General features: G+C 70.0%; 26 protein-coding genes and 1 pseudogene. 10 read left to right on the forward strand and 17 right to left on the reverse strand.

Features of this window, described 5'->3' with window-relative positions:
- Positions 1-2: 2 nt before the first annotated feature.
- The 7 genes from ACFXIV_RS02100 to ACFXIV_RS02130 all read right to left on the reverse strand — a co-directional run bounded on the left by ACFXIV_RS02100 (position 3) and on the right by ACFXIV_RS02130 (position 6,909).
- A complete protein-coding gene (locus tag ACFXIV_RS02100) occupies positions 3-551 on the reverse strand; it encodes a hypothetical protein (RefSeq protein ID WP_379395265.1) in 549 nt (182 codons plus the stop codon).
- A complete protein-coding gene (locus tag ACFXIV_RS02105; RefSeq protein ID WP_379395263.1) occupies positions 548-1,669 on the reverse strand; it encodes a hypothetical protein in 1,122 nt (373 codons plus the stop codon). Before ACFXIV_RS02105 ends, ACFXIV_RS02100 begins: the two co-directional genes overlap by 4 nt.
- 29 nt (positions 1,670-1,698) lie before the next feature.
- Positions 1,699-2,106 carry a FixH family protein gene (locus tag ACFXIV_RS02110; RefSeq protein ID WP_379395261.1) on the reverse strand — a complete coding sequence of 136 codons (408 nt, stop codon included), beginning with the start codon at positions 2,104-2,106 and terminating at the stop codon, positions 1,699-1,701.
- Positions 2,103-3,539 carry a hypothetical protein gene (locus ACFXIV_RS02115; protein WP_379395259.1) on the reverse strand — a complete coding sequence of 479 codons (1,437 nt, stop codon included), beginning with the start codon at positions 3,537-3,539 and terminating at the stop codon, positions 2,103-2,105. Before ACFXIV_RS02115 ends, ACFXIV_RS02110 begins: the two co-directional genes overlap by 4 nt.
- A 131-nt stretch (positions 3,540-3,670) precedes the next feature.
- Positions 3,671-4,069, reverse strand: coding sequence for a hypothetical protein (locus ACFXIV_RS02120; protein ID WP_379421200.1), 399 nt, complete (start codon positions 4,067-4,069; stop codon positions 3,671-3,673).
- Between the two features lie 203 nt (positions 4,070-4,272).
- Entirely contained in the window at positions 4,273-5,409 is a 1,137-nt protein-coding gene (locus tag ACFXIV_RS02125) for a 2Fe-2S iron-sulfur cluster-binding protein (RefSeq protein WP_379395255.1), read from the reverse strand.
- Between the two features lie 12 nt (positions 5,410-5,421).
- The gene (locus tag ACFXIV_RS02130) at positions 5,422-6,909 is read right to left on the reverse strand and encodes a phytoene desaturase family protein (protein ID WP_379395253.1); all 1,488 of its coding nucleotides are present in this window, start codon (positions 6,907-6,909) and stop codon (positions 5,422-5,424) included.
- Positions 6,910-7,030: 121 nt separating this feature from the next.
- Here ACFXIV_RS02130 and ACFXIV_RS02135 point away from each other — a divergent pair, with 121 nt between their 5' ends.
- Both ACFXIV_RS02135 and ACFXIV_RS02140 read left to right on the forward strand, forming a co-directional pair.
- On the forward strand, positions 7,031-7,597 hold the full coding sequence (locus tag ACFXIV_RS02135; protein ID WP_379395251.1) for a PadR family transcriptional regulator: 567 nt from the start codon (positions 7,031-7,033) through the stop codon (positions 7,595-7,597).
- Positions 7,598-7,696: 99 nt separating this feature from the next.
- Positions 7,697-8,323, forward strand: coding sequence for a TetR/AcrR family transcriptional regulator (locus tag ACFXIV_RS02140; protein ID WP_379395249.1), 627 nt, complete (start codon positions 7,697-7,699; stop codon positions 8,321-8,323).
- A 3-nt stretch (positions 8,324-8,326) separates the two neighbouring features.
- Here the strand turns inward: ACFXIV_RS02140 and ACFXIV_RS02145 are convergent, their stop codons facing one another.
- The gene (locus tag ACFXIV_RS02145) at positions 8,327-9,259 is read right to left on the reverse strand and encodes an alpha/beta fold hydrolase (protein WP_379395247.1); all 933 of its coding nucleotides are present in this window, start codon (positions 9,257-9,259) and stop codon (positions 8,327-8,329) included.
- Between the two features lie 139 nt (positions 9,260-9,398).
- Here ACFXIV_RS02145 and ACFXIV_RS02150 point away from each other — a divergent pair, with 139 nt between their 5' ends.
- Both ACFXIV_RS02150 and ACFXIV_RS02155 read left to right on the forward strand, forming a co-directional pair.
- Positions 9,399-10,223 (forward strand): SDR family oxidoreductase, encoded by an 825-nt coding sequence (locus tag ACFXIV_RS02150; protein ID WP_379395245.1) that lies wholly within the window; start codon positions 9,399-9,401, stop codon positions 10,221-10,223.
- A gap of 15 nt (positions 10,224-10,238) precedes the next feature.
- On the forward strand, positions 10,239-11,273 hold the full coding sequence (locus tag ACFXIV_RS02155; protein ID WP_379395243.1) for a phosphotransferase family protein: 1,035 nt from the start codon (positions 10,239-10,241) through the stop codon (positions 11,271-11,273).
- Positions 11,274-11,304: 31 nt separating this feature from the next.
- Here ACFXIV_RS02155 and ACFXIV_RS02160 read toward each other — a convergent pair whose 3' ends face one another.
- Complete coding sequence (locus ACFXIV_RS02160) at positions 11,305-12,969, reverse strand: bifunctional 3'-5' exonuclease/DNA polymerase (protein ID WP_379395241.1); 1,665 nt, start codon at positions 12,967-12,969, stop codon at positions 11,305-11,307.
- Between the two features lie 89 nt (positions 12,970-13,058).
- Here ACFXIV_RS02160 and ACFXIV_RS02165 point away from each other — a divergent pair, with 89 nt between their 5' ends.
- The 4 genes from ACFXIV_RS02165 (at position 13,059) to ACFXIV_RS02180 (ending at position 17,610) form a co-directional block, all read left to right on the forward strand.
- Positions 13,059-14,036, forward strand: a complete 978-nt coding sequence (locus ACFXIV_RS02165) for an ADP-ribosylglycohydrolase family protein (protein WP_379395239.1) — start codon at positions 13,059-13,061, stop codon at positions 14,034-14,036.
- A 140-nt stretch (positions 14,037-14,176) separates the two neighbouring features.
- Positions 14,177-16,033 carry a class I tRNA ligase family protein gene (locus ACFXIV_RS02170; protein WP_379395237.1) on the forward strand — a complete coding sequence of 619 codons (1,857 nt, stop codon included), beginning with the start codon at positions 14,177-14,179 and terminating at the stop codon, positions 16,031-16,033.
- Between the two features lie 271 nt (positions 16,034-16,304).
- A complete protein-coding gene (locus ACFXIV_RS02175) occupies positions 16,305-17,102 on the forward strand; it encodes an SDR family oxidoreductase (RefSeq protein WP_379421201.1) in 798 nt (265 codons plus the stop codon).
- Positions 17,103-17,130: 28 nt separating this feature from the next.
- Positions 17,131-17,610, forward strand: coding sequence for a DUF5946 family protein (locus tag ACFXIV_RS02180; protein ID WP_379395233.1), 480 nt, complete (start codon positions 17,131-17,133; stop codon positions 17,608-17,610).
- A gap of 6 nt (positions 17,611-17,616) precedes the next feature.
- On the opposite strand, the gene ACFXIV_RS02185 is transcribed toward ACFXIV_RS02180, so the two are convergent.
- The 3 genes from ACFXIV_RS02185 to ACFXIV_RS02195 form a co-directional block, all read right to left on the reverse strand.
- Positions 17,617-18,504 carry an RNA polymerase sigma-70 factor gene (locus tag ACFXIV_RS02185; protein WP_379395231.1) on the reverse strand — a complete coding sequence of 296 codons (888 nt, stop codon included), beginning with the start codon at positions 18,502-18,504 and terminating at the stop codon, positions 17,617-17,619.
- 119 nt (positions 18,505-18,623) lie between these two features.
- The gene (locus tag ACFXIV_RS02190; RefSeq protein ID WP_379395229.1) at positions 18,624-19,037 is read right to left on the reverse strand and encodes an SRPBCC family protein; all 414 of its coding nucleotides are present in this window, start codon (positions 19,035-19,037) and stop codon (positions 18,624-18,626) included.
- A 24-nt stretch (positions 19,038-19,061) separates the two neighbouring features.
- On the reverse strand, positions 19,062-19,922 hold the full coding sequence (locus ACFXIV_RS02195; RefSeq protein ID WP_379395227.1) for a LysR family transcriptional regulator: 861 nt from the start codon (positions 19,920-19,922) through the stop codon (positions 19,062-19,064).
- 101 nt (positions 19,923-20,023) lie between these two features.
- Between ACFXIV_RS02195 and ACFXIV_RS02200 the strand changes: the two genes are divergently transcribed.
- The gene (locus tag ACFXIV_RS02200) at positions 20,024-20,530 is read left to right on the forward strand and encodes a nuclear transport factor 2 family protein (RefSeq protein WP_379395225.1); all 507 of its coding nucleotides are present in this window, start codon (positions 20,024-20,026) and stop codon (positions 20,528-20,530) included.
- A 114-nt stretch (positions 20,531-20,644) separates the two neighbouring features.
- The gene (locus tag ACFXIV_RS02205) at positions 20,645-20,788 is read left to right on the forward strand and encodes a DUF6374 family protein (protein ID WP_357007956.1); all 144 of its coding nucleotides are present in this window, start codon (positions 20,645-20,647) and stop codon (positions 20,786-20,788) included.
- Between the two features lie 13 nt (positions 20,789-20,801).
- Here ACFXIV_RS02205 and ACFXIV_RS02210 read toward each other — a convergent pair.
- The 5 genes and pseudogenes from ACFXIV_RS02210 to ACFXIV_RS02230 all read right to left on the reverse strand — a co-directional run.
- Positions 20,802-21,623 (reverse strand): annotated as a pseudogene (locus tag ACFXIV_RS02210) (STM4011 family radical SAM protein); the annotation flags it as partial.
- Between the two features lie 6 nt (positions 21,624-21,629).
- Entirely contained in the window at positions 21,630-22,967 is a 1,338-nt protein-coding gene (locus tag ACFXIV_RS02215; protein WP_379395223.1) for an STM4012 family radical SAM protein, read from the reverse strand.
- A complete protein-coding gene (locus ACFXIV_RS02220) occupies positions 22,964-23,797 on the reverse strand; it encodes an STM4013/SEN3800 family hydrolase (RefSeq protein WP_379395222.1) in 834 nt (277 codons plus the stop codon). The genes ACFXIV_RS02215 and ACFXIV_RS02220 overlap by 4 nt, the downstream gene beginning before the upstream one ends.
- Before the next feature lie 10 nt (positions 23,798-23,807).
- The gene (locus tag ACFXIV_RS02225; RefSeq protein WP_379395220.1) at positions 23,808-24,938 is read right to left on the reverse strand and encodes an STM4014 family protein; all 1,131 of its coding nucleotides are present in this window, start codon (positions 24,936-24,938) and stop codon (positions 23,808-23,810) included.
- Positions 24,935-25,885 (reverse strand): STM4015 family protein, encoded by a 951-nt coding sequence (locus ACFXIV_RS02230; protein WP_379395218.1) that lies wholly within the window; start codon positions 25,883-25,885, stop codon positions 24,935-24,937. Before ACFXIV_RS02230 ends, ACFXIV_RS02225 begins: the two co-directional genes overlap by 4 nt.
- Positions 25,886-25,953: the final 68 nt, after the last annotated feature.

Consider the following 25,953-nt stretch of genomic DNA (forward strand, 5'->3'; position numbering starts at 1 on the left):
CGTCAGACGGGCTGTGGGGCTGTGACCGGGCGGCGGCTGCGGCGCCAGGCGTAGGCGAGGAAGGCGATCAGGCCGATCAGCGGAATCGTGCTGACGGCCCAGCTCACACCCAGTGGGGGACCGGGCTGCTGGAGAACCGGGAGGTTCGCCAGATCGCCTTCACCGCGGCCCTGGGGGCCGTCGATGACGAAGTGGAAGGTCCACGCGCCCTGCTCATCCAGGGAGCGCACGTCCAGGCCCCAGACGTCGCGCTTGCGCGGGTGCCGCGACAGCGGTTCGGCGCGGCGCACCTTGCCGTTGGGCTGGTACTCGGTGAGCGTGCCGGTCTTGTCCTCGATGCCGCCGTCGGGGATGAAGGTGAAGTCCAGCGATTGCATTGCGCGCAAAGGCCATTCGCTGAACCCCACGGTCAGCGAGTAGGGCCCGGCCTGCACGTGCTCGGTGTGCACGATATTGACGGGCTGATACGCCGACGCCGTCGCGGCGGTGCCGGCGGTCAGCCCGAGAATCGCGAGAATCGTTGCGGCGGTGGCGAGCAGACGGTTGATCATGCGCTGACCTTCTCGGACGGGGCGGACAGCCGCAGCATGTCGCCGAAGCGCCAGCCCAGGTAGCCGCCGAGCGCACCCAGCAGCGCGGCCGCGACCGTGGTGGCGATGATGACGGAGGCGTGCGAGAGGCGGGCGTCGTAGATGATCACCTGCTGCACGGGATTGAACCCGCCGATGATCGCCCCGCCGAGCCCACCGGCCAGCGCGGGCAGCAGGCGCGCCGGGCTGTCGGTGCGTCGCAGCAGCAGATCGATCACGATGCCCACCGGGATCAGGCAGAACGGAATGAGCGCCGGGGTCGCCGGAATACCCCGGATGTGTTCGCGCATGGGCAATCCCACGAAATCGGCGTAGGCATGGGCCGCCCACGGAGCGAACCACCAGAACACGCCCTGGATCGCCGAGGAGAACACGGCGGTGACGGTCGCGCCCCACCGCTGGAATCCCGCACCCAAGACCATCAGCAGAATCACCATGAACGCGGTGACCGCGACCGTCCATCGCACGGTCCCGGTGCTGAGCCGCTGCACCGCCAGCGCGGTGACGGTGCTCGATGTCGCCAGGTGCGCCAGCGCGAACAGCGCGCCGATCCGCCCCCACCGATGGGCCCGCGCCGCCCCGAACACGATCACCGTGCCCACCGAGATCACCGTGCTGGACAGGAACAGCCCGATGTGCGGCGGCGAGTCGATGATCGCGTCGAATCCGTAGAGGCTGTGCCACCACAGATCCCACAGTCCGTACAGCAGGAACGACGCTGCGCCCAGCGCCGCCACCATGTACCCGAGCGGCGCGGTGAACGTCCGCCCGAACACGCTGATGCCGGGCCCGCCCAGCTCACCGTCCACCCGCCGCCCCGCCCGGCCCGCAGCCGAGGTGACGAGAATGACCGTGAGACCGGTGAATCCGGCGATCGCCGCACTGGCGTAGATGAACAGGTGCGGCAGCGTGAAGAAGGTGTCGGGCCCGACATCCGAGTGCCACTGGATGTCCCAGGTCGATCCGACGGCGAAGGTCATGCTGGCCGCGAACAGGATGGCCGCGGGCAGCCAGGGGCGGATGGTGATCGGTGCGGTCGCCTCGGCGGTGAGCCCGCGACCGTTGGCGGTGAGGTCCATGGTCTGCTCCTGATCCTCTTTCCTTCGATTCAGTTGGCCTGGACGGAGAAGGTGGCGCTGCCGGATCCCGGTGCGCCGGACAGTTTCACGGCGATCTCCCACTGCCCCGGCATGGGCAGCGTCACGGTCGCCCGGTAGTGCCCGGGCGTGACGACCGCGGCGGTGCTCGGCGGGAGCGCGTGGCCCATCTGCGGCATGGCGGGCTCCACCGAGACGCGGTCCGGGGTGGCGGCGGTGCCGTGCTGGTCGGTGATGTCGAGGTCGACGGTGTTGTCGCCGGTGTGCGGCGATCCACCGGAGACGTTGAGCTGCACCTGGTAGGGCCCGGCGGCACTGCGCGGCACCGGTTTCGCGCTGCCGGACGGCCACAGCCACCAGGTCAGCAGCGCGGCCACCAGCACGACGATCGCCGCGATCAGTCCTGTGCGCCTGGTCATTGCGGAACCCCCGCTCGGACGTCGACCGTGGTCGGAATGGTCATGACGGAATAGCCGCGCTCGGCCTGCGCCCACACCAGGTATCGGCCGGGCAGCGGAAAAGTGAAGGTGAAGGCCACGTTCGGGTCGTAGGCGGCGACGGTCTCGTCCGGCGGCTGGGCGCCGACGGCCGGCATCGGGGCCATGGCGTGCGCATGCGCCCAGATCGGCGCCGTCGCCGCGGACGTCCCGGCGGGCACGCCGTCCGGCAGCGGGCCGACCGCGATGAGATGGCCGATCATCCCCAGCCAGGGCTGTAGATCCGCGGCACCGCCGTAGGCCGCGGTGAGGGTGACGGGTTCGCCCGCGATCGCCTCGGTGGTCGTCAGAGTTGTCCCGCTCGGTGCGGGATCGACCGCGCCGGAACCGGATCGACCGCCGGCGTGCAGCGCGGACCGCAGCAACTGCACACCCCCGCCGCGCCGGGCGATCTCCGCCGCGACCGCGTAATCGCCGGACTCCCCGAGCCCCAGGCTGACCCGGTACTCCCCGGGCGCGGTGCGGATCGGATGGCGATGCCAGAACGTCCCGGACGGCCCGACCACCATGAGATGCAGCAGCGCGTCATCGGTGACCAGCAGATCGTCCACGGGCCGCCCCGTCGCCGAATCGGTCAGCGACAGCTGGACTTCCGTCGGTTGCCCGGCCGCCGCAGGCTGCGCACGCACGGTCAGATTCACCGGCGGTCGTGAATAATTCGTGGTCAGCGGCAGATCGCGTTCGGGGAACGGATTGCCGATATTGCCGGACGTGGGATCGAGCAGGCTGCCCGCCGGCCGCGGCTGCGGCGCACTCGAGGACAGCACCGCCCCCGTGGTCCCGACGGTCAGCGCGGCGATGAGCGCGCCCACCGGAATCAGTGTCGGCCAGCCTCTTTTCGAGAGGAGGGCGGTGCCCAGCGCGACCAGTAGCAGCACACCCGCCGCGAAGAAGCCACCGTAAGCTGCCCGCTCCCACGGCGTCACCACGCGCGCGGCGACCAGGAACGGAATCCGGGCGGTCCGTTCGCCGTCCGAGACCGACAGCTCCCACGGCCCGGCATGATCCACCTGCAGCGTCGTGGCATACAGCCCCGGTCGATCCGCGAGTTCGACCGTGCCCGAGGAGGTCTCGCCACCCTGATCGACCGGCGCGGCGCTGACCGTCAGCGCCCCGGCCGCCGAGCCCGCATGGCTCACCACCTCGACGCGCAGCGGTCCCGGCTCGGCCCGCCGGATCACCACCGTGAGCTCGCGTGCCCCCAGCGATTGCGCCACCGTCAGATCACCCCCGCTCGCCGCGCCATCGGCCCGGGCGTCGGGCGCGGACGCGAAATTCCACCCCAGCAGGAACGCGCAGAGCACGCCCACCACCAGGCATGCGCCGCGCAGGCGAACGATCAACGGCGGCTGCACTGTTCCGAAGCTACCGAAAAACCCCCGCCCGGAAATCCCACCCGCGGGGGATGTGCCCTCAGGGTGCGGTCAGGGTAGGGTCCCCGGGTCCGCCGGGACGGGTTGCCCTGTGGCGGGAGTCGTTATTCCGGTTAGGCCAAGGCGTTCCGGAGCCAGCTGGGCCCGGCCGTCGTCGCTCCGAGCGCCTCGACCCGAGCCCGCAAACCACGATCGGCCGTCACCACGAGCACCGAACCCGCCCGGGCCCCGGCCTTTCCGGCCTCGGCCGCGACCACCTCGACAACGGCGTCGTCCCCGGAACCGTCCGCGAGTACCACCCGCAGTTCGGCCCCCGCGCTGCCGGCAGCGGCCTTGGCGGCCCCTTCGAGCACCACGACCACGTCCGTCACCCCGGGCAGCCGCTCCCGCAGCGGACCCAGCTCCCCGAGCAACCGCCGCGCCGCCCCGGCCCGATCCCGCCACCACCCGTCCGGCCGCGAACCCACCACATTGGCCGCGTCCACCACAACCACCAGCCCGGCATCCTCCACCGCCTCAGTCTCCACCGCCCGCGCCGAACCGCCGCGACCAGGTGCACAGGTCGCAGGCCGTGGCCGAGGCGGCGCCCCACGGCCCTCGGTCACCTCGGCACCCGCCGGGAAGGATTCCGTGAGTGTGAACCTGTTCCGGGGACGAGGCTCTCGGCCCGGTTCGCGCTGTTGCGCGTGGCCCGGACCGAGCTGGTGGGGAAAAGTCAGAGGTCGAGTTCGACGTCGGTGAGGGGGTAGGCGACGCAGGAGTGGGTGTAGCCGGTGGCGGGGTCGGAGAGGCGGAGTTTGGCTTCGGCGGCGGTGTGGACTTCGCCCTTCAGGACGCGGATGCGGCAGAGGCTGCATTCGCCGGAGCGGCAGGCGGCTTCGGGGCGGATGCCGTTGTCTTCGAGGGCGTCGAGGAGAGGGCGGGTGCGTGGGGTGCGGAAGGTGGTGTCGCGGACGGTGACCGTGACCTCCTTGGCGGGGTCGGCGGTGGTGGGCCAGTGCGGCTGGGCGGTCGGGTCGGTGGGAGCGCCGTTGGCTTCGAAGCGGATTCGCTTGCGGGGGTGGCCCAGGGCGGTCAGCTGCTCGAGCGCGTAGGGGTAGAGAGCCTGGGGGCCGCAGACGTAGACCATGCGGTTGCCGAGGGCGCCGGTCAGGTCGGAAATGGTGTCGGCGGACAGGAATCCGGTGCGGCCCGTCCAGTCGGGGGAGGGGTCGGCGATGACGTGATCGACGGTGATGCCGGGCTGGGTGGCAAAGGTGTCGAGTTCCGCGCGGAAGAGGATGTCGGCGGCGTCCCGCGATCCGTAGATCAGATGGAATTCGCGCACCGGCCCGCGGTCGGTGAGCTCGCGGATCATGCTCATGGCCGGTGCGACGCCCGAACCGCCCGCCAGGAACACCACGCGGTCACCGTGGAAGAGTGGATTGTGGTGGAAGGTCCCCATCGGCCCGGTGGTGGTGAGCACCTGGCCCGCCTCGACGGTGTCGAGGAGGAGATTGCTGATCCGGCCGCCCGGCACCCGCCGCACCGTCAGGTCGTAGAAGCCGAGCTCCGTGGGGCTGGAGGAAATGGCGAACGGCCGGCTGGTGCCGTCGAAGAAGACGTTCACGTACTGGCCCGCCAGAAATGGCGGCAGGGCCGCGCCGTCGAGGCCGCGCAGCCGGAATGTCTTGGCGGACACGGTTTCTTCGAGCACGGCGTCCACCCGCAGCAGCAGCCGCCTGGGGTGATGGGCGTCCACGGTGGCGCGGGCTTCCGCGCTGTGGTCGCGGGTTTCGGGCAGGCGGGCCTCGATCTCGTCGAGAATGCTTGCCGCGCCGTCGAATCGGGTGGCGAGGGGGTGTCGTTTCACGATGTGCTCCGTTCAGGCGGCCTGGGTGCGCAGCAGGCGGCGCGCGACGCGGGCCCCGGCCTCGAGTGTGGGTTGGAATCCGCCCATGCCGGACCAGGACCCGGCGACATGCAGTCCGGGGACATGGGTTTCGCGTTCGCTGTTGCGGAACAGCCAGCCCTCGGTGGCGTCCTGGTCGTAGCCGTAGATGGACCCGCCCGGATGCCCCAGATACCGCATCATGGTCAAAGGCGTTGCCACATCGACCTCTTCGATGGCGTCGCGGATGCCCGGCGTCACCGCCTCGCACAGATCCAGCAGCGTCTCGGCGAAGGCGAACTTGGTGCGCGCGTACTCCGCCGGCGCCACGTTCTTCCAGATGTCGGCGTACTGCAACGTCATCAGGCTGACATGGGTGGTCCCCGCCGGTGCGAACCCGATGGGCGCGACATCGTAGGAGCTGACGCAGATTCCGCGGGCCGGCTCGAACGACTTCCACGCCTGGTAGGTGCGGTCGTCGTCGGTGTCCCGGTTGACGAACGTCGTGCTGGTGGTGAAGCCCAGCTCCGCGGGCGTCGCGTCCAGGCCCATGTGCAGCACGAACCCGGACACCCCGATCCGCCTGGTGGCCAGATCGTTTCGCACCGCCGCCGGCACCTCGATCCCGTCCAGCATGGCGTAGGTGGTGGGCAGCGAGGCATTCGACACCACCTCGGGCGCGGTCACCTCGGCCCCGCCCTCGAGCCGCACCCCGAGCACCCGCCCGCCCGCGGTGAGAATCGCCTCGACCCCGGTATTGAACCGCACCTGCCCGCCCGCCTGCAGGAACGAGTCGAGTATCGCCGCCGACATGGCCTGCGACCCGCCGCGCACATGCCACGGTTTGAACTCGAAGTAGGCGAACAGCGTCAGCGCCAGATCCTGGAACCGCAGCTTGGACGGCGGCTGGCCGAGATAGGTCCAGTACATGGCGAGCGCGACCTTGATCCGGTCATCGTCGAAGTATTCGTCGAGCACCTGCTGCAGCGGCCGCAGCCCGTACCGGAACAGCACCGGATCGATCTGCTCGGCGGGCATCCCGCGCATGGCCGCGATCTGCCAGAACGTCACCTGCTTGATCAGCTCGAAGAACCGCGCCACCCGATCCCGGCTGCCCGGGAACTCGGCGTCGAGGACGTCGATCGCCGCATCCCAGTCGGCCGGAATCGTCACATCCAGCCGGCCGGGCACCACCGCCCGGTACAGATCGTGCTCCTGCACGAACTCCAGCCGATCCGCGATCCCCAGCTGCTGGAACAACCCCTCGCGCAAGGAGATCGGCTGTCCTTCCACACCCACCCCGGAGAGCTGATGCAGCGCCACCTCGAACTCGAATCGCCCGCGCCGGAACGAGGTTCCGCAGCCGCCGGCCACATTGTGCCGCTCCACCAGCAGCGTCCGCGCCCCCGCGCGCTGCAGCGTGGCCGCGGCGGTCAGTCCGGCATTGCCCGCGCCGATGACGATGGCGTCATAGTCGTGCATGCCCACCTCCGATAGTCAATTAATTGAGTATGTGATTCACATCGTAGCGGCCATCAATTGAAGCGTCTACGGGAAACTAGACAAGAAATTGAATAATCGCCGATGGTGGTAGCCTGGGCGGATGGCGCTACGCAACGCGGTTCTGGCCACCCTGCTGGAGGGAGAGGCATCGGGCTACGACCTGGCCAAGGGCTTCGACGCCTCGGTCGCCAACTTCTGGCTGGCCACCCCGCAGCAGCTTTACAAGGAGCTCGAGCGCATGGCCGCCGAGGGTCTCATCGAGACCCGCGTCGTCGAGCAGGAGCGCCGCCCCAACAAGCGCCTGCACTCCATCACCCCGGCCGGGCGGGCGGCGCTGCACGCGTTCACCGCCGAGCCCTCCAAACCGACGGCTATTCGCGACGAGATGATGGTGAAGGTCCAGGCCATGGAGGCCGAGGACGCCCCCGCGGTGCGGGCGGCCGTCGCCGAGAAACTGGAGTGGTCGAAGGCGAAACTGGCCCGCTACGAACGACTGCGCGGCCGCCTGCTGGACGGGCGCAGCGAGCAGGCCTATCTCGCCGAGGCCGACCGCATCGGCCCGTACCTGAGCCTGCTGCGCGGAATCGCCTTCGAGCAGGAGAACATTCGCTGGGCCGAGTTCGCGCTGCCGGTCATCGACCGGCGCATCGCCGCACACTCGCGGTAACCGGTCACCCGCCGTCGGGGCCGTGCCGGTTGATACGGTGTCCGCCTGGAAAGTTGTCCGCGAAACGACAGGTAGTGATCAGCGTTGGCGTCCGAATCGATGACAGGCGAGGGCGAATCCCGCCGTACCGCCCCGCCCACCCGGCGCGGTCAGCGCACGCGCAGCGCCCTCATCGCCGCCGCGCGCGAGGTCTTCGAACGCGACGGCTACCTCGACGCCAAGATCGCCGACATCTCCAAGACCGCCGGCATGGCGTCGGGCTCCTTCTACACCTACTTCGACAGCAAGGACGAGATCTTCGCGGCCCTGGTCGAACAGGTCTCGGAGGAGATGCTGCACCCGCACGTGCGCGAGCGCAGCGGGATCACCGGCACCCGCGCGCTCATCGAGGCCGCCAATCGCGACTACCTGCTGTCCTACAAGCGCAATGCCCGCCTGATGGCACTGTTCGAGCAGGTCGCCCACATCGACGAGAACTTCCGCCGCCTGCGCGTCGAGCGCGGCAAGGCGTTCGCGCAGCGCAATGCCCGGATGATCCGCGGGCTGCAGGAGTCCGGGCAGGCCAGCGCCGACCTGGATCCGATGATCACCGCGCACGCGCTCTCGGCCATGGTGAGCCGCATGGCGTACATGGTTTACGTTCAGAAGCAACGGATTCCGTTCGAGAAGCTGGTGACGACGCTGACCCAGCTGTGGGTGAACGCGCTGCAGTTGCAGCCCGAGTAGCGCTCAGCCGAGCCCGCGCGCGAAGTCGATCAGCGCGGCATTGACCTCGGCGGGCCGTTCCTGCTGAATCCAGTGCCCCGCGCCCTCGAGGACGATTGTGCCGCGCAGGTCGCTGAGCAGCGCCGACATTTTCTGCATGGGGGTGAACCGGATGACCGGATCGGTGGATCCGGCGATGAACAGCGACGGCTGGGCGATCTTCACGCCCTCCAGATGCGCCGTCCGCTCCCAGGTGCGGTCCAGATTTCGGTAGTAGTTGAGCCCGCCGGTGAACCCGGTGGCGGTGAAAGTCTCGACGTAGTACTCGAATTCGGGTTCGCTGAGCCACTCCGGCAGTGACGGCTCGGGTGTGCTGGTGTCCAGGAACGTGGCGGCGCTCATGATGTCGTCCTGCAGCAGCGTGCGCCGCGGGTCCGCGGCCAGCACCGCGTCGGCGACCCCGGGTTCCTGGAACCACACCATGTAGAAGTCCGCACCCAGCCGCGCGCGCATGATCGACAGCGGCGGCCCGGACGACCGCGGGGTCGCGGGGACGCTCAGCCCCGCCACGGCCCGCACCCGCTCCGGATACTCCCGGGCCATGTGCCACACCACCGACGCGCCCCAGTCGTGGCCGACGAAGATGGCGTCCTCCAGCCCATAGGCGTCGAGCAGCCCGGCCAGATCCCCGCATACCGTGAGCATGTCGTACTCCTCGACCCGCTCGGGCCGCGAGCTGCCGCCGTAGCCGCGCATGTCCGGGGTGAGCGTCCGGAACCCGGCCTCGGCCAGCGCGAAAACCTGATGCCGCCACGAGAATCCGAGCTCCGGGAACCCGTGGCAGAACACCACCGGCGCCCCCGCGCCGTGCTCGACCACCCGCAGCTCGATGCCATTGGCCGTCACCTGAGCGCTGCCCAGCCGTTTCCACTCGTCCACCAGATGTGCTGTCCGCATCGGTTGTTCACCTCTCGCCGCCGGGCCGGTTGACGCCGGACGGGTCATGAACTTGAATCCGACGTAGGTTTCATATTCCATCAGCCGGCGCCTCCGATCCACCCGGGTCGGGTGCCGGCACGGACCGTAGGGAGCACACGTGCAGGTCGCGGGTAGGAACGCCATTGTCACCGGAGGCGGTGGCGGCATCGGCGGGGCCATCGCCGCTCGGCTGGTGCGGGCCGGGGCGCGGGTCGTCGTCGCCGACCTGAACGGCGAGGCCGCCGCGGCGGTCGCGGCGGCGCTGAACGCGGAGTTCCCGGGCGCGGCCGTGGCGGTCGGGGCCGATGTCTCCGACACTGCCCGCATCGAGGAGCTCATCGCCCGCGCCGAGGCCGAATTCGGGCCGGTTGACCTGTATTTCGCCAATGCCGGCGTGATCGGGCCGGTCGGGCTCGGGGACGAGAAGGACTGGGAGACCACCCTCGACGTCAACCTCAATGCCCACATCCGCGCGGCGCGACTGCTGGTCCCCGGCTGGGTGGAACGCGGCGAGGGCTACTTCGTCAGCACGGCGTCGGCGGCGGGCCTGCTGACCCAGATCGGTTCGGCCGCATACGCGGTCACCAAGCATGCGGCCGTGGGGTTCGCCGAATGGCTGTCGGTCACCTACGGCGACCAGGGCGTCCGGGTCAGCTGCCTGTGCCCGATGGGCGTGGAGACCCCGCTGCTGCGGGCGGGGGAGAACTCCGGGGACGCCATCGGCGTGGCCGCGACACGGGCGGTCACCTCGGCCGGTGCGGTGCTGACCCCCGATGCGGTGGCCGAGCTGGTCATGGCCGCGCTGGAGGACGAGCGGTTCCTCATCCTGCCCCACCCGGAGGTGCTCGACATGTACCGTCGCAAAGGCGCGGACTACGACCGCTGGCTGTCGGGCATGCGGCACTATCAGGCGCGGCTGCTGGACAGCGGCGACGGCCACTGAGCATCGGGGAGACACATGAGCGACGATCAGCGGCCCGACGAACTGCCCGGCCTCGATCTCGAGCGACTCGCGGTGTGGCTGGCCGACACTCGGCCGGGCCTGGTGACCGGTCCGCTGCGCGGCCGGTTGATCGCGGGCGGGAAGTCCAATCTCACCTATGAGATCAGTGACGGCGAGTCGGCGTGGATCCTGCGGCGGCCGCCGCTGGGGCATGTGCTCGCCACCGCGCACGACATGGCCCGCGAGTACCGGGTGATCACCGCGCTCGCGGACACCGGCGTGCCGGTGCCCGCGACCTACGCACTGTGCCAGGACGACGACATCATCGGTGCGCCTTTCTATGTCATGGAACGGATCGTCGGCACGCCCTACCGGACCGCGGCCGAACTGGCGCCGCTCGGCGCCGACCGGACCCGGGTCATCGCCACCGGCCTCATCGACACCCTGGCCGCCCTGCACACCGTCGACCCGGGCGCGGTCGGGCTGGCGGACTTCGGGCGGCCGGACGGATTCCTGGAGCGGCAGGTGCGGCGCTGGAAGAAGCAGCTCGACGCCTCCTACAGCCGGGAGCTGCCCGCCGCGGTCGAACTGCACGATCTGCTGGCGAAGAACCTGCCCGCGCAATCGGCAACGGGCATCGTGCACGGCGACTACCGGCTCGACAATGTGCTCGTCGACGCCGAGGACCGGGTCGCGGCCGTGATCGACTGGGAGATGGCCACACTCGGCGATCCGCTCACCGATATCGGCCTGCTGCTGGTCTATCAGCGGATGAGCGACAGCGTCATGCCCGGGGTCAGCGATGTCGCGCTCGCGCCCGGCTATCCGGTCGAATCCGAAGTGCTGGAACGCTATTCGACGGGTACGGGCCGCGATGTGTCCGAGATCGGGTTCTATATCGCGCTGGCGTCGTTCAAGCTGGCCGTGATCAGCGAGGGCATCCACTTCCGTCACATTCACGGCCAGACCGTGGGACCCGGCTTCGAGCACATGGGCGAGGCGGTCGAGCCGCTGCTGGCCGCAGGGCTGTCCGCGCTGCGCACGCCGTAGGGGCGAAACCCGCAGCGCTGCCGGGGATTTCCTACTTCGCGTCCGCGTAGCACTCGACAATCGCGGTCGTGAAGGGGAAGCGGACCGGCGTCGGGCCGAATGCCAGCTCTCCGGCGGTGTCCGCGGCCGCGGTGATCGCCTCGGCGACCGCGGCCGCCTCTTCCTCCGGGCAGTGCACGATGACCTCGTCATGCTGGAAGAAGACCAGCTCGGCGCGCAGTCCCGCGGTGTGCATCGCATGGCGCAGGCCCGCCAGCACCAGCAGGGTCCAGTCGGCGGCGCTGCCCTGCACGACGAAGTTCCTGGTGAAGCGACCGCGAGCCCGGGCCCTCGGGGTGGAGCCGTACCCGGTGGCGGCCCCATCCTCGGTGTCAGCCTGGTCGAATGACGTCGCGGGCGGGCAGGTGCGGCCGAACCAGGTGCGCACCAGGCGGCCCTCCTCCCCGGCGGCCGCCGCGTCGTCGACATAGGCCACCGCGTCCGGATAGCGGCGGCGCAGCTCGGCCATGTGGGTGAGTGCGTCGCCCGAGGTCTGGCCGTAGATCGCGCCCAGCATCGCGACCTTGGCCTGGGCGCGGTCGCCGCCGAACGCGCGGGCCGCGAGGTCGGCGTAGAGATCCTCACCCCGGCCCGCCACCTCCATCAAGCCGGGATCGCGGGAGATGGCGGCGAGCACACGCGGCTCCATCTGATCGGCGTCGGCGACCACCAGCCGCCAGCCCGGGTCGGCGCGTATCGCGCGGCGCACCACCCTCGGGATCTGGAGTGCGCCACCGCCATTGGTGGTCCAGCGGCCGGTCACCGTGCCGCCCGGCAGGTACTCGGGACGGAAGCGGCCGTCGTGCACCCACTGGTCGATCCAGGACCAGCCGTGCGCGGTGTACAGGCGGTAGAGCGACTTGTAGGCCAGCAGCGGCGCGACCGCCGGGTGGTCGATCTCCCGGAGCTCCCATTTTCTGGTGGAGGACAACGAGATTCCCGCCCGCCCGAAGGCTCGGATGATGTCCTGGGGTAGGTCCGGGCGGACCCGCACCCCGCCGAAGGCCCGCGACACCTCCTCGGCCAGCTCCGCCATGCGCCGTGGTTCCGCGGTACCGGAAATGCGTTCTCCGAGCATGGAATCGAGCAGTTCGCGGTGCAGGTCCGCGCGCCAGGGGATCCCGGCCCGCGACATCTCCGTGGCCACCAGCAGGCCCGCCGACTCGGCAGTGAGCAGCAGGTGCATGCGGTGCGGGTATTCCGCCGCGGCCGTGCGGGCGACCTGTCCCGCGTACACCTCCAGCAGCGCGGTGAGCTCGTCGGTCCCGGATGGCAGTGGCACCGGGCCGGATTCGAACAGGGTCGGCTGGGTGTCGGCGGCCCGCGCGGGTGCATCCTCCGGCACGGGGAGCCGATGCAGCCGGGCCCAGGCCGCCGCCAGCGAACGGGCCTGCCCGGACTGGCCCTCCTCGTGCCCGATCAGCAGCGACTCCGCCGCCTCCACGTCGTAACAGCGATCAACCCGCACGCCCGCCTCGAGCAGCCGCCGATAGGTTCCGGCGGTCGAGCGCCACACCCACCGCTCGGCCTCCGGACGCGTGCGCACGGCCTCGGCCAGCGAGGACTCCTCGACCACCGGACCCGCGGGCCGACCGGCCCGATCCAGCGGGCACACCCGTGCCCCGCCGTCACCCGTCTCCGCCACCGCCCATCGCATACCGATGAGTCTCGCAGTGGGCACAGACAAGCGGGTCCGGCAGGGAGCACAGCCGAGAAGTCGGCACCGACATGCTGTGCCGTGCGACCGTGGCTAGCATCGACGCGGTGCATGTCGACTTGATGCTGGATTCGTTGGATGGATTGTCCGTGGGGGACGCGGTCGGCGCCGAGTTCCTCGTCCTGCGCCGGCCCCTGGCCGACCTGCAGACCGGTGCTCTCCCGGCGGGCCGCTGGGAATGGACCGATGACACCGAGATGGCCTGCACGGTGACGGGGGAACTGCTCGAACACGGTGCGATCGACCAGGATCGGCTGGTGGCCGCCTTCGCCGAACGTATCGACCAGCGCCGCGACTACGGGTTCATGACCGTGGACACGCTGGGGCGCATCCGCCGGGGCGTGCCCTGGCGGCAGGTGACCGCGGCGGCCTTCGGCGGGCAGGGCTCGTGCGGGAACGGGGCGGCCATGCGCGTCGCGCCGCTGGGCGCGTTCTACGCGAGCGACCCGGATCGGGCCGCCGCCGAGGCGGTCCAGTCGGCACAGGTGACGCACGCGCATCGCGAAGGCATCATCGGCGCGGTCGCGGTGTCGCTCGCGGCCGCCACGGCGGCACAGGCCCGGCTCGCCGGAACCCAGCCCGCGCCAACGGAATTCCTCGCCACCGTCCTGGACCGGCTCGACGACGGTGAGACCACCCGCCTGATCCGCCGGGCCTACGCGCTGCTCGGGGCTCCGGCCGGCCAGGTCGCCGCGGAGGTCGGCAATGGCACCAGCGTGACGGCGCAGGACACGGTGCCGTTCACGATGTGGGCCGCGGCGACCTACCTGGACGACTACCGGGCCGCGATCGCCACCTGCCTGTCCGTCGGCGGCGACACCGACACCACGAGCGCCATCGTCGGCGGAATCGTCGCGGCCCACACCGGAACCCGGCCCGGCGGATTGCCCGGAAACTGGCTGGCCGCACGGGAACCCCTGCCCGCCTGGTTCGAACAGGTCCGGGCTCGGCCGCGCGCCGACGCGTCCGGCGGCCGCCTGCGGCGCTGGTTCTCTCGCACGCCCTAGCCGGGGACTTGTGTCACAGCCGGGGATCACGTCACAGCGGGGAAATTCGGTGTCGGCCGTCGCGCGGTCATCACTACCATCACGGGACCTGCTCGGTCCGGGGAGTCCGGACCGGGCGGAACCGAGTACAGGGGGCCGAGATGGGCTGCGGAGACGGCGATATCGCGCCGCGACGGTATGTGGTGACCATGTTCTCGTATCCGTCCGGCGATCTCCATATGGGGCACGCCGAGGTCTACTCGATCGCTGATGCCATGGCGCGATTCGCGCGGATGCGTGGATTCGAGACGCTGTTCCCGGTCGGATGGGATTCCTTCGGGCTGCCCGCCGAGAACGCGGCCTTCAAACGCGGGCTGGATCCGCGGGAATGGACCTACGCCAATATCGAGACGCAGGCGGAATCGTTTCGGCGGCTCGGGATTTCGTTCGACTGGGAGACGCGGCTGCACACCAGCGACCCGGAGTATTACCGCTGGAACCAGTGGCTGTTCCTGCGGCTGTACGAGCGCGGGCTGGCCTATCGCGCCGACGCGGCGGTGAACTGGTGCCCCGAGGACCGGACCGTACTGGCCAATGAGCAGGTCGTGCACGGGCACTGCGAGCGGTGTGGAGCGCAAGTGGTCTCGAAGGCGTTGACCCAGTGGTTCTTCCGCGTCACCGACTATGCGCAGCGGCTGCTGGACGACATGGACCAGTTGAGCGCCGGGTGGCCGCCGGAAGTGCTGGCCATGCAACGCAATTGGATCGGGCGGTCCGAGGACGTGGACGCCGAGGGGCGGCCCGCGGTCACCTACCGGCTGCACGACTGGCTGATCTCCCGCCAAAGATATTGGGGAACACCGATTCCCATCATCCACTGCGCGACCTGCGGCGAGGTCCCGGTTCCCGACGACCAGCTGCCGGTGCGGCTGCCCGACTCCGGTTATCAGCTGCGCCCCGGGGACGGGCGCTCGCCGCTGGCCAGTGCGGAGGACTGGGTCGCGGTCACCTGCCCGCGCTGTTCGTCCGAGGCCTGTCGCGATACCGACACCATGGACACCTTCGTCGATTCGTCCTGGTACTTCCTGCGCTACCCGAATCCCGGCTACACCGACGGACCCTTCGACCCCGCCGCCATCGACCGCTGGCTGCCGGTCGACGAATACATCGGCGGCAGAGAGCATGCCACCGGCCACCTGCTCTACGCCCGCTTCCTGACCAAGGCGCTGTACGACGCGGGCCTGCTGCCCTTCACCGAGCCGTTCACCCGCCTGACCACCCAGGGCCAGGTCCTGATGGACGGCAAGGCCATGAGCAAGAGCCTGGGCAACCTGGTCAACCTGCAGGAGCAGATCGAGCGGTACGGCCCCGACGCCGTCCGCATCGCCATGCTGTTCGCCGGACCGCCCGAGGACGACATCGACTGGGCCGACGTAGCACCGCGGGCCGCGGTCAAATGGCTGGCCCGCGTCTCGCGACTGGTGACCGAAATCGGCTCCGCGACTACGGTATCCGGCCCGCCCATCGAGTCGCAGACCCGCCGCGAGGTACACGGCATCATCGCCCGCACCACCGACCTGATGGCGGCCGAGCGCTTCAATGTCGCGATCGCGCAGCTGATGATCCTCACCACCGTCCTCCGCCGCGCCATCGATTCCGCGTCGAACCCGGTCGATCCCGCGATCGGCGAGGGCGCGGACGCCCTGGTCCGCATGCTCTCATGCTTCGCCCCCGCCGCGGCCGAGTCCGGATGGCAACGACTGGGCCGCTCCGGTCCCGTCGCCGCCGCCTCCTGGCCGACCGCCGACCCGTCCCTCATCGCTACCGACACCTGCACCTGCATCGTGCAGATCGACGGCAAAGTACGTGAGCGCCTACATGTTTCGACCACCGCCGACGAACCAGCGCTCCGCGAGCTGGCACTGACCTCCGCCACCATCCAAGCCGCCTTGGCCGGCCGCACTATCACCGCCACCATCGCCCGCCCTCCGACGCTGATCAACCTCGTCACCCGCTGACCTGTTTATCTCCGCCGCGCACAGCAAGATCAGGAGCTCTCAGCGTGGAATTTTGTCCACTTCCCCGCAACAAGAGCTCCCTGATCCTGAATCCTGCCGAAGGCGGGTGGCCGATCCGGAACATGCCACGATCGAACGGCTCATGGTGCTGGTGCGGCACCTGCGGGCCAATGTCCTCGCCGCGGGCAAACCCGACTGACAGCGGTTGACATGACGAAGTCCGGGCGCCGAATGTTCCGGTCTCCGGAACATATACGGGTTGCGTGACGCGATGGTGTCGCCGAGTGGCCGCGCCGGTCGAATACGCTCGGCGTTCGTGACCACATCGAAGATCGTTCTTGTCACCGGTGCCGGGACCGGCTTGGGCCGCACCATGACCCATGCGCTGACCGCCGCCGGACATCAGGTCGTGGCGGTCGGGCGCACGGCGGCCACCCTGGACGAGGTCGTCGCGTCGGCACCCGGGCCGGGCAGCGTAGCGGCCGTGCCGGCCGATGTCACCGATCCCGCGGCGGTGGACGCGGTGTTCGCGCACATCGTGCAGCGGTGGGGGCGGCTGGATGTGCTGATCAACAATGCCGGGATCTTCGGGCCCACCCTGCCGATCGACGAGGTGCCGGTGGCGGACTGGAAACAGGTCGTCGACATCAATCTGACCGGATCGTTCCTGTGCGCGCAGGCCGCATTCCGGCTCATGCGGACACAGACGCCGCAGGGCGGGCGGATCATCAACAACGGGTCGATCTCCGCACACACGCCGCGGCCGAATACCGTCGCCTACGCGGCCAGCAAGCACGGCATCACCGGGCTCACCAAGGCGCTGGCGCTGGAGGGGCGCGCGCACAATATCGCCGCGGGACAGATCGATATCGGCAATGCCGCAACCGAACTCACGGCCGGGATCGCGGCGGGGTCGCTGCAGGCGGACGGGAGCGTCCGTCCGGAGCCGACGATCGACGCCGCGCACGTGGCCCGGCTGGTGGTCCAGACCGTCGACCTGCCGCTCGAGGTGAACGTGCCGTTCCTGACCGTGATGGCGACGGGCATGCCCTACATCGGGCGCGGCTGACCGTCGGCGGCGCGTGGTATCACAAGGCGTGCAACAGCATTCGGAGACCTGCCCGTGCGGCGCGGCCACGCCGTGCGCACCCACCTGGTACGAGGCGCTCGCGCAGGAGCAGAGCGACCGGGCGATGTACGCCTGGCATACCCCGCTGGTGCTGGCGTATCTGCTGCAGCATCCGAACGAATCGGTCGCGCGCGAGCAGTATCTCGACAGTCAGTTCCGGATCTTGCAGCTGTACCTGGATCGGGGCCTGGCCGCGCTGAACCGGTTCGGGCAGACGCAACGCAGGCGAAATGCCTTGCAGGGCACGGATTTCGCCTACGACACCGAGGCCCTCGCGGCCTACCGGCCACTGCCCGGGTGGATCCCGGACCGCTTCGCGTGGTCGGTGCACGACCTGCGCGACACGGACGGCGGATTCGTCGGCGACGGGTACGGGTCCTACGGCGCCCGCATGGCCGAACTGGCCCGCGCCACCGTGGACGCGTACCTGAACGGCCCTGCCGGGTAGCCGGATTCACCGGCTCAGGCTGGTCTCCTGCGTCATGCGCGAGAGCTTCTCCGGGTTGCGCACCGAGTAGAACCCGGTGATGAGACCGTTGTCGATGCGGATCGCCAGGACGGTGTCCACCTCGTCGTCGACCCGGAAGACCAGCGCCGGATGACCGTTGACCATGGCCGGCTCGATCTTCATGCCCGCGGCGACGGTCTTCCAGCCCACGCTGAACAGCCGCGCCACGTGATCCGCGCCCGTAATCGGCCGCGGCAGCGCCTGTTTGATCCCGCCGCCGTCACCCAGCGCGACCACGTCGGGGGCCAGCAGGTCGAGCAAACCCTGCAGGTCGCCTGTGTTGAGCGCGCGTTGGAAGGCTTCGAGCACATCGCGGGTCTCGGCCGCGGACACCGCCTCGCGCGGACGCCGCGACGCGACATGGGAGCGGGCGCGATGCGCGATCTGGCGCACCGCGGCCGAGGTCTTGTCGACGGCCTCGGCGATCTCGTCGTAGGGCAGGTCGAACACCTCGCGCAGCACGAACACCGCCCGCTCGGTCGGCGTGAGCGTCTCGAGCACCAGCAGCATGGCCATCGAAACGCTCTCGGCCAGCTCGACATCCTCGGCCACATCGGGCGCGGTCAGCAGCGGCTCCGGCAGCCACTGACCGACATAGGACTCCTTGCGGCGGCCCAGCGTGCGCAGCCGCACCAGCGCCTGGCGCGTTGTGATCCGCACCAGATAGGCGCGCTGATCCAGCACGGTGTCCAGGTCGACGCCGGTCCAGCGCAGCCAGGTCTCCTGCAGCACGTCCTCGGCGTCGGCCGCCGAGCCGAGCATCTCGTAGGCAACGGTGAACAGCAGATTCCGATGCGCGACGAACGCCTCGGTCGCGGCCGTGGTCCCGGTCATGGGTGGCTCCTGTCCTCACTCTCGACCCGTATCAGTCCACAAGACACCGGGCGCGGGCGATCTGTGACACCGCGACCCTAATTGATCTTGGATTGCCCGGTGAGCGGTCCTGGAACGTGTCACTCGGGTTCGGCGGAGGCTTCGATGGCCTGCTTCATCTCGGCGATTCCGTACTGCGTGCGAATCCGTACCCCGGGTGCGGCGGAATCGGGGAGGAGATCGGTGGTCCAGATCAGGCGCGCGTGGTCGGCGTCGGCGCGGACTTCGAAATAGGCGTGGTGGTAGTCCAGCCGGGGGCGGGCGCCCTCGGCCACGGAGTAGGCCAGCCGACGGGTGTCGTCGTCGACGCTGATGATGAGTTCCCGGATGACGTGACCGTCGGGGAAGGTGAGGAACCGGTGGACGCCTTCGATCCGGGTGGCGGCCACCCGCCCGGGGAGCAGGCGTTCGTGGACGGCGCCGATATCGCGGATCACCTCCCAAACATGGTGCGGCGAGGCGTTGATCGCGATCTCGTGGCGGATGGAGGCCATGGTCGGGTGGGTTCCTTTCGGCTACTACATGAGCGATTCTGCCGCGGCACAGAACGCGCGGACGCGGGCGGTGTCACGGCCCGCGGGCCACATCAGGCCCCATGTCACCGTCGGCGCGTCACGCAGCGGGACGTAGGTGACATCGGGGCGCGCGTGATAGCGCATGGCGTGGGCGCCGAGGGCCAGCACGCCCTGTCCGGTTCCGGCCAGCGTCAGCGCTTCCTGCATCGTGGTCGCGACCGGGCCGGATCGTGCTGTGGCCGTGGGGATTACCGCTCCCGCGAGCCGGATGACCGTGACCCGGTCGAGTTCGCTGACCGGTACCGAGGTCCGGCCGGCCCACGGGTGGGACGCGGCGACGGCGAGGACGCAGACCTCGCTGACCAGCACCGGTCCCCGGTCGAGGTCCGGTGCCGGCTCGTCCGGAAACGCGCACAGTGCCAGATCGATGTCCCCGGCGTGCAGCAGGTCCGGGATCTCAGCGGGCTGCGCCTCTCGTATCCGCACCTCGCAGTCGCGAATTCGGCGCTGGAACTCGGCGGTGGCGCCGACCAGCAACTGGGCGGCGGCCGGGCCGACGAAGCCGACCCGGAGCGCACCGGTCAGGCCGCGCCCGGCGTCGATGGCGTGCCGCACCGCGGTGGCGACGTTCTCCCATGCCGGGCGCAGCTCCCGCACCAATTGCCTTCCCACCGGCGTGAGTTCGACCCGTCGGCTGGTCCGGTCGAACAGTGGCACGCCGATGCGGCGCTCCAGCTTGCTCACGGTCTGGCTCACTCGGGCGGTCGAGACGCGCAGCCGCTCGGCCGTCCGGCCGAAATGCAGTTCCTCGGCCAGCGCCAGCAGGGTCTCCACCTCGTACCGCTCGATCACCGGCCATCCCATCGTTAAGTCCTGCCTAACGATCCTTATCGAAAGCGGCATTGTTCGCCAATTGCGCTGGCAGCAGAGTGAAACCAACAGATCGACCGACCCGGGAGCAACAAATGAGCACCACGCATCAGGCACTGTCCGCACAGTCGACCGATACCGCCGCGGTCGTCGCGGAACTGCGCGACCGCGCCGAAATCACCGATGCCCTCTACCGTTTCGGGCTGGGACAGGACACCAAGGATCGTGACCTGTTCGCCTCGGCCTTCGCCGCCGACGCCGAACTCGACTTCCGCCCGGCCGCCTCGCGCTGGGGTGGCGCACCGCCGGTGATCGCCGGCCGCGACACCATCGTCACCACCATCCTGGCCATGTTCACCGGACGGGTGAACACCACCCACCAGGTCGCCAACCCTCGCATCACCATCGACGGCGACACCGCCCGGATGACCGCCCTGGTCGAAGCCCAGCACCTGCTGGTCGCCGACCCCAGCGTCCACGCCCTGCTGAAGAACCCCTACGACCTCGAACTCCAGCGCGAGGGCGACTGCTGGCTCATCCGCCGCATGCGCATCGACAACACCTGGTACACCGGGGATCCCACAGCCATCTTCGGAGGGTGACAGTTGCCGCTCCAAGGGAGTTACCCGCGATCGAACCGTGGTACTCGAACAAACGTTCTACTCGAGGTATCGTTCCGGGCCATGCCGGAACTCTCACGACGCGACTGGGCGACGATGAACCTCAAAGAGGTGCAGCGGCAATTGCTGAAGGCGGCGTCGTTCGGGAAGGTGTTGTCGCCGGAGCAGTTGGAGAATGCTGCGGGGAAGATCGGGGAGGGGTTGCGGATCTTTCTGGAGGAGATGGATCGGCCCAGGTAGCGGGGATGCGCTCGAGGACGCCGCCGGCGAAGACGTCGTAGAGGGGCAGCGTTTCGAGGTGGACGTAGCCGATGTGGCAGTCGCAGGCCGACAGCGGGCACGGGCGGGGGAGCAGGGCTGCTCGGTAGCTGCCGTCGTAGAGGTTGCCCAGTTCGGTGCGGACGAAATGGCAGCGCTGGACCGTGCCGTCGCCGTCGACCGAGATGACGGATTCGCCGGTGCGGCAGGGGAGTCCGGCGGCGGGATGGGGATGCCGGCTGTAGGGGAACAGGGGGTCGAGAGCGGTCCAGGCGGCGGCGTCCGCGTCGGACAGTTCGTGGCCCTCGGGGGCATTGACCCACAGGTAGACGTGTGCGGGCAGGTCGGCGCGCAGGCGCCGGGCCTCGGGGAGATGCCCGGGGAAGCCGACGATGCCGACGCTGAAGCGGATGCCGCGCCGGTCCAGGTCGGCGCATTTCGCGGCGAAGCGGTCGTAGGGGGTCTGGCCGGGGTGGTAGGTGCACCACAGGGCGACGGTGTCCGGATCGGCGTCGGCGAGCCAGTCGGTGCGGCAGCTGAGATTGGTCTGGATGGCGACTCGCGCGACATTCGGCAGCCGGGACAGTTCGACGAGCGCGCGCCGGTACCAGGAGCGGACCAGGCCCTCACCCCAGGGCGTGAAGAGGATCGACAATCGGTCCCCGTGCTGATCGGCGACCCAGGCGGTGAAGCGTTCGAGCGCGGCCCGGTCGGCGCGCAGCTGCTCGCGACTGTCGCGGCGCTTGGCGAACGGGCAGTAGGGGCAGTCGTAATCGCAGGAGGCCAGCGGGCCGCGGTAGAGAATCGTGAGATCCACGGCGGCTCACCGGGGTTCGTAGGCGGCCATGGCGGCGCGCACCGCGGGCGAGAACAGCCGCGGGCCCAGGGCATCGGAGTAGGCCAGGCCCGCGGGCGTCAGGCGTAGCAGCTCCGGGCCGGAATCGGGGTCCAGCCAACCCAATTCGGCGAACTCGGCGAGCTCGGCCGGGTAGTGGTCGGCGGGCTCGCCGCCGAATCGCCCCCGGTAGGCGGCGACCGCCATCCCCTCGGCCTGCAACAGCGATTGCAGCAGGTGACGGCGTCGGGCCTCGTCGGTGTCGATCCGGCGGCCGACCTCGGCGCGTGTGAAATCGGTTGTCCGCGTGTAGGTGTCGATGATGCCGCGGACCTCGCGGGTCTCCACCGCGTAGTCGAAGGAATAGTGCAGCCCCGAGGTGTAGGACCGGGCACCGCAGCCCAGGCCGATCATTCCGTCGGTCTGGCAGGCGTAATCGTCCGGCCCGGCAGCCGGTGCGTCGATCCGCCGGAACATGCGCATCGACAGCTGCTCGTAGCCGTTCGCCAGCAGCTGGTCGCGGCCTACCGCGTAGAGCCGCAGCCGCTGCTCGTCCCAGTCCGCGTCGGCGTCCGCACCGAGCCGCCCGAGTCCGGTCAACGGCCGGACATACAGCGGGTACAGGTACAGCTCCTCCGGCCGCCAGGCCAGCGCCGCGTCCAGCGAGGTCTGCCAGGTCGCCTCGGTCTGCCCTTCGATGCCGTAGATCAGATCGATGTTCAGCACCGGAATCCGCGCCGCCCGAATCGCTTCGAGGGCCGCCTCGACCTCACCGCGCCGCTGCGGCCGCACCGCGGCTCGCGCCTCGGCGTCGACGAAACTCTGCACACCGATGCTCACCCGGGTCGCGCCGCGCCGCGCCAGCACGGCCAGCCGGTCCGGGGTCGCGGTCCCGGGCGAGGTCTCCACCGACAGCGGAATCGCCGGCAGCTCCGCGCCCATCACTGATTCCATGATGTCGCACAGCCGTTCCAGCTCACCGGCGGTCAGGAACGTCGGCGTCCCGCCGCCGAAGGCCGCGGCCGCGAATCGCAATGGTCCGTCGCCCAGCGCGGCCCGCACCGCCCCGGCCTGCCGCTCCAACGCGTCGAGATACCGCGTGGTCAGCTCCTCCGGCGCGCCCACCCGGGTGAACAGATTGCAGAAGCCACACCGGTATTCGCAGAACGGAATGTGCGCGTACAGCGACAGCGCGTCCTTCGGTTCCGCCGCCCACAGCTCGCTCAGCAGCGGCCGATCCGTACCGAGCGGCCGGTACGCCGTCTTGTGCGGATAGCCGTAGACGTAGCTCTGATACGGCCGCGGCCGGGTGGCAATCGTGGTCATGCGGATCTCTCCAGGAAGAACTGAGCGTAGGGCACCGTCCACACCGCCTCGTGGCCGAGCCGATGCCCGGTGAAACCGCCGTCCCCGTAGGCGGTTCCGTGATCGGAGCACACGATGGCGAAGCAGCGGCGGCGGCCGGCGGCCGCGGCGAACAGGCGGCCGATGTGCCGGTCCACGTATTCCAGTGCGGCGGCGTGGGTCTCACGCGAGTCGCCCGCCTCCCGCGTCGCGCCCGGGAGGTGGAACCAGTTGGGCTGGTGCAGCGCCGACACATTCACGAACAGGAACAGCCGCCGCTCGCCGGGCAGTGCCGCGATCACCTCCTCGGCGCGGGCGACCTGCGCTTCGAAGGAGGTCGGCGAGGCCACCGAGAAGTCGCTGTCCCAGTGGCTCTCCTCGAACAGCCCGGGCAGCACCGAACCCATCGGCCCGCGCTTGTTGAAGAACCCGACACCGCCGATGCACACCGTGTGATATCCACGCCCGGCCAGCGCCGACACGAAATCCGGTGTGTCATAGACGAAGGTGCGCCCGGCCGTGGTCTCGCTGCCCTCGAATCGCGCGGCGAACAGCCGCGGATGCGGGCCCGGCGTCGCCGGCGTGGGCAGGAATCCGGCGAAGATGGCCTGATGCGAGGCGTAGGTGAAACTGCCCGGCGCATGCCGCTTCTCCCAGCGGCCGCCCGGCAGGTGCCGGGCCAGGTTCGGCAGTCGTCCGGCGGCGGCCAGTTCGGCCGCCACATCGAACCGCAGCGTGTCGAGGGTGACCAGCAGCAGGTCGTCGCGGCCGATCACCTCGTTCATATCCGGGTCCGGCGCAAGGGTTTCCACGCTCGGATGGTCAGGCGATGACATGCTGCTCGCTTCCGATCCGGCGCAGGATCGCGGCCACCTGCGCGTCATAGGTGTCCGCCTGCTCCGCCCCGCTCCCGTCGAGGCCACGCAGCCGGGGCAGCAGGTCGCCGAAGGCATTGACCTCACCCACCGCGAAGCGCCGCCAGCCGATGGCGGGCAGCAGATCGACACCCACCCGGGAGAATCCGGGGAAGCAGGCGGCGGCGCGCTCGCAGATGGCCAGAGCGTCGGCCCATCTGCCGCCCGCGGCGGTGATGGCCGCACGAGCCTCGGCCAGATCGCCGCGCGCGCCGCCCAAATGGAGATTGGTCATGGGGGAGCTGCTGGTGCGTACCACCGCGTGGGTGGCCCGCCCGCCCACGACCACCACGCGCAGGTCCGCGCTGCGGCCGTGCTGGGAGGCCTTGGGCAGCCAGCGTTCGATGTGCAGACCATCCGGCGCCAGGGCGTCGACAATGGCCGCGACCTCGGATTCGGTGGTGTACCGGCGGACCCGCAGCGAATTGAACAGCCGCCCATCCGGATCGCGGTGCACCGAGGTGGTCGCCTGGACCCGGCCGCGACCGGCGGTCTCGACGGCCAGCACCCCCGAGGCCGACGAGCCGTGCGCGAGCTTGACGAATACCCGCGGCAGCCGGTGCGCGGTCATGAGTTCCCGGACATCGTCCCAGCCGCGCACCCGCGTCCCCGTACCCGAGGTCGGGGAGAACGGCACGGGCACACCGGCTTCCCGCAGTACGGCATGGCAGCGGCGTTTGTCGAAGAGCACGGCCAGCGCGTCCGGGTCGTCGAGCAGCCGTGCGCTGCAGGCGCGCACCCGCGCACCGGCCGTCCGCGCGGCCGCGATGAATCGTTCGTACCAGACGGCCGTGCCCTCGACCCGCGTCGCATCCTCGACATCCCGCAGCCGCCGCTCGACCTCGGGATCCTCACCCGGCGAGTCCAGCCGCACCAGCTCGCCCGCCCCGAATTCCGCACGCCCGCACAGCACATCCAGCCACGGCACCACCCGCGCCTCGGCCATCCCGGCGCGCCGCACCGACTCCTCGAACATGGTCACGCGCCGGTTGCCCGGATTGCCCACCACGGCAAGGCGCGTCGCCCCCGCACCGGTCATTCCGCCACGGCCGTGTAGCGGCGATCGGCCGGATTCTCTTCGTCGTTCTCGACCTCGGCCTCCGACAGATCCACCGTGACACCCGGCAGCGCCGCGGTCAGCCGCGCCCGCAGGGAGGCACTGATGAAGTGGTGGTGCAGATCGAGGGTGCGCAGATGGGTGAGCGGCTGTCCGTGCAGCAGCGCCGTCGCGCCCTCGTCGCCGAGCGTGCCCAGTGACAGGTCCAGGGTCTGCAGGCGCGCCACCACGGGCGCCCCGGCCACCGCGGCGGCGACCTCGTCCTGAATCTCGCTGTTGCGCAGGCCCAGTGAGGTCAGCTTCGGCAACCGGTCCCCGGACAGCAGCGGGGCGAGATCGGCCACGGTGGCGTCACCGCCGTAATTGGATACGCCCAGCCACAATTCGAGGTGCTCGAGCGCGGGCAGCGAACTCGCGCCGATCCCGCGCACCACATCCCCGCCCAGGCCGCCGGTCTCCACGACCAGCGTGCGGAGCGCCGGGTGCTGGGTCGGCGGGAACGCCAGGTGCTCGCCGCCGCGGATCCGAAGTTCCTCCAGCGCCGGGAAATTGGCCAGCAGCGGCGTGACATCCGACTGCTGGATCCAGGAGATCTCCGCCTCCTCGTAGGTGATCTCGCCGAGGAAGACCGCGCGCAGCGCCGGGAACCGCTCCCGCACCCGGATGAGCTCGTGGATCACCAGATCGGAGTTGTGGTCGTAGACCTCACCCCACTGCCCGATCACCAGCGCCCGCACCCGGGTGGTGTCCACCGCCGCGAGGAAACGCGCGAAGGCCGCCGGCCACTCCTCCGGGGAGTCGCCGTACGGATCGACGGCGATTCGCCATGCGGCCGCGTCCGCCGCGGGCAGCGCGACTTCCGCCGCGTCCCCGGGGAACTCGACAATGGGAAGGCCGTGGAATTCCTGCAGATGGGTGGAAATGGTCATATGACGGGCTCCGTACGCCAGGGCTGTGATCTGTCCGTGCCCGCCAGTTCTACCAAGACCGCCCGACA

Origin of the sequence: Nocardia sp. NPDC059236 (assembly GCF_042754085.1) — a bacterium.
Taxonomy (GTDB): Bacteria; Actinomycetota; Actinomycetes; order Mycobacteriales; family Mycobacteriaceae; genus Nocardia.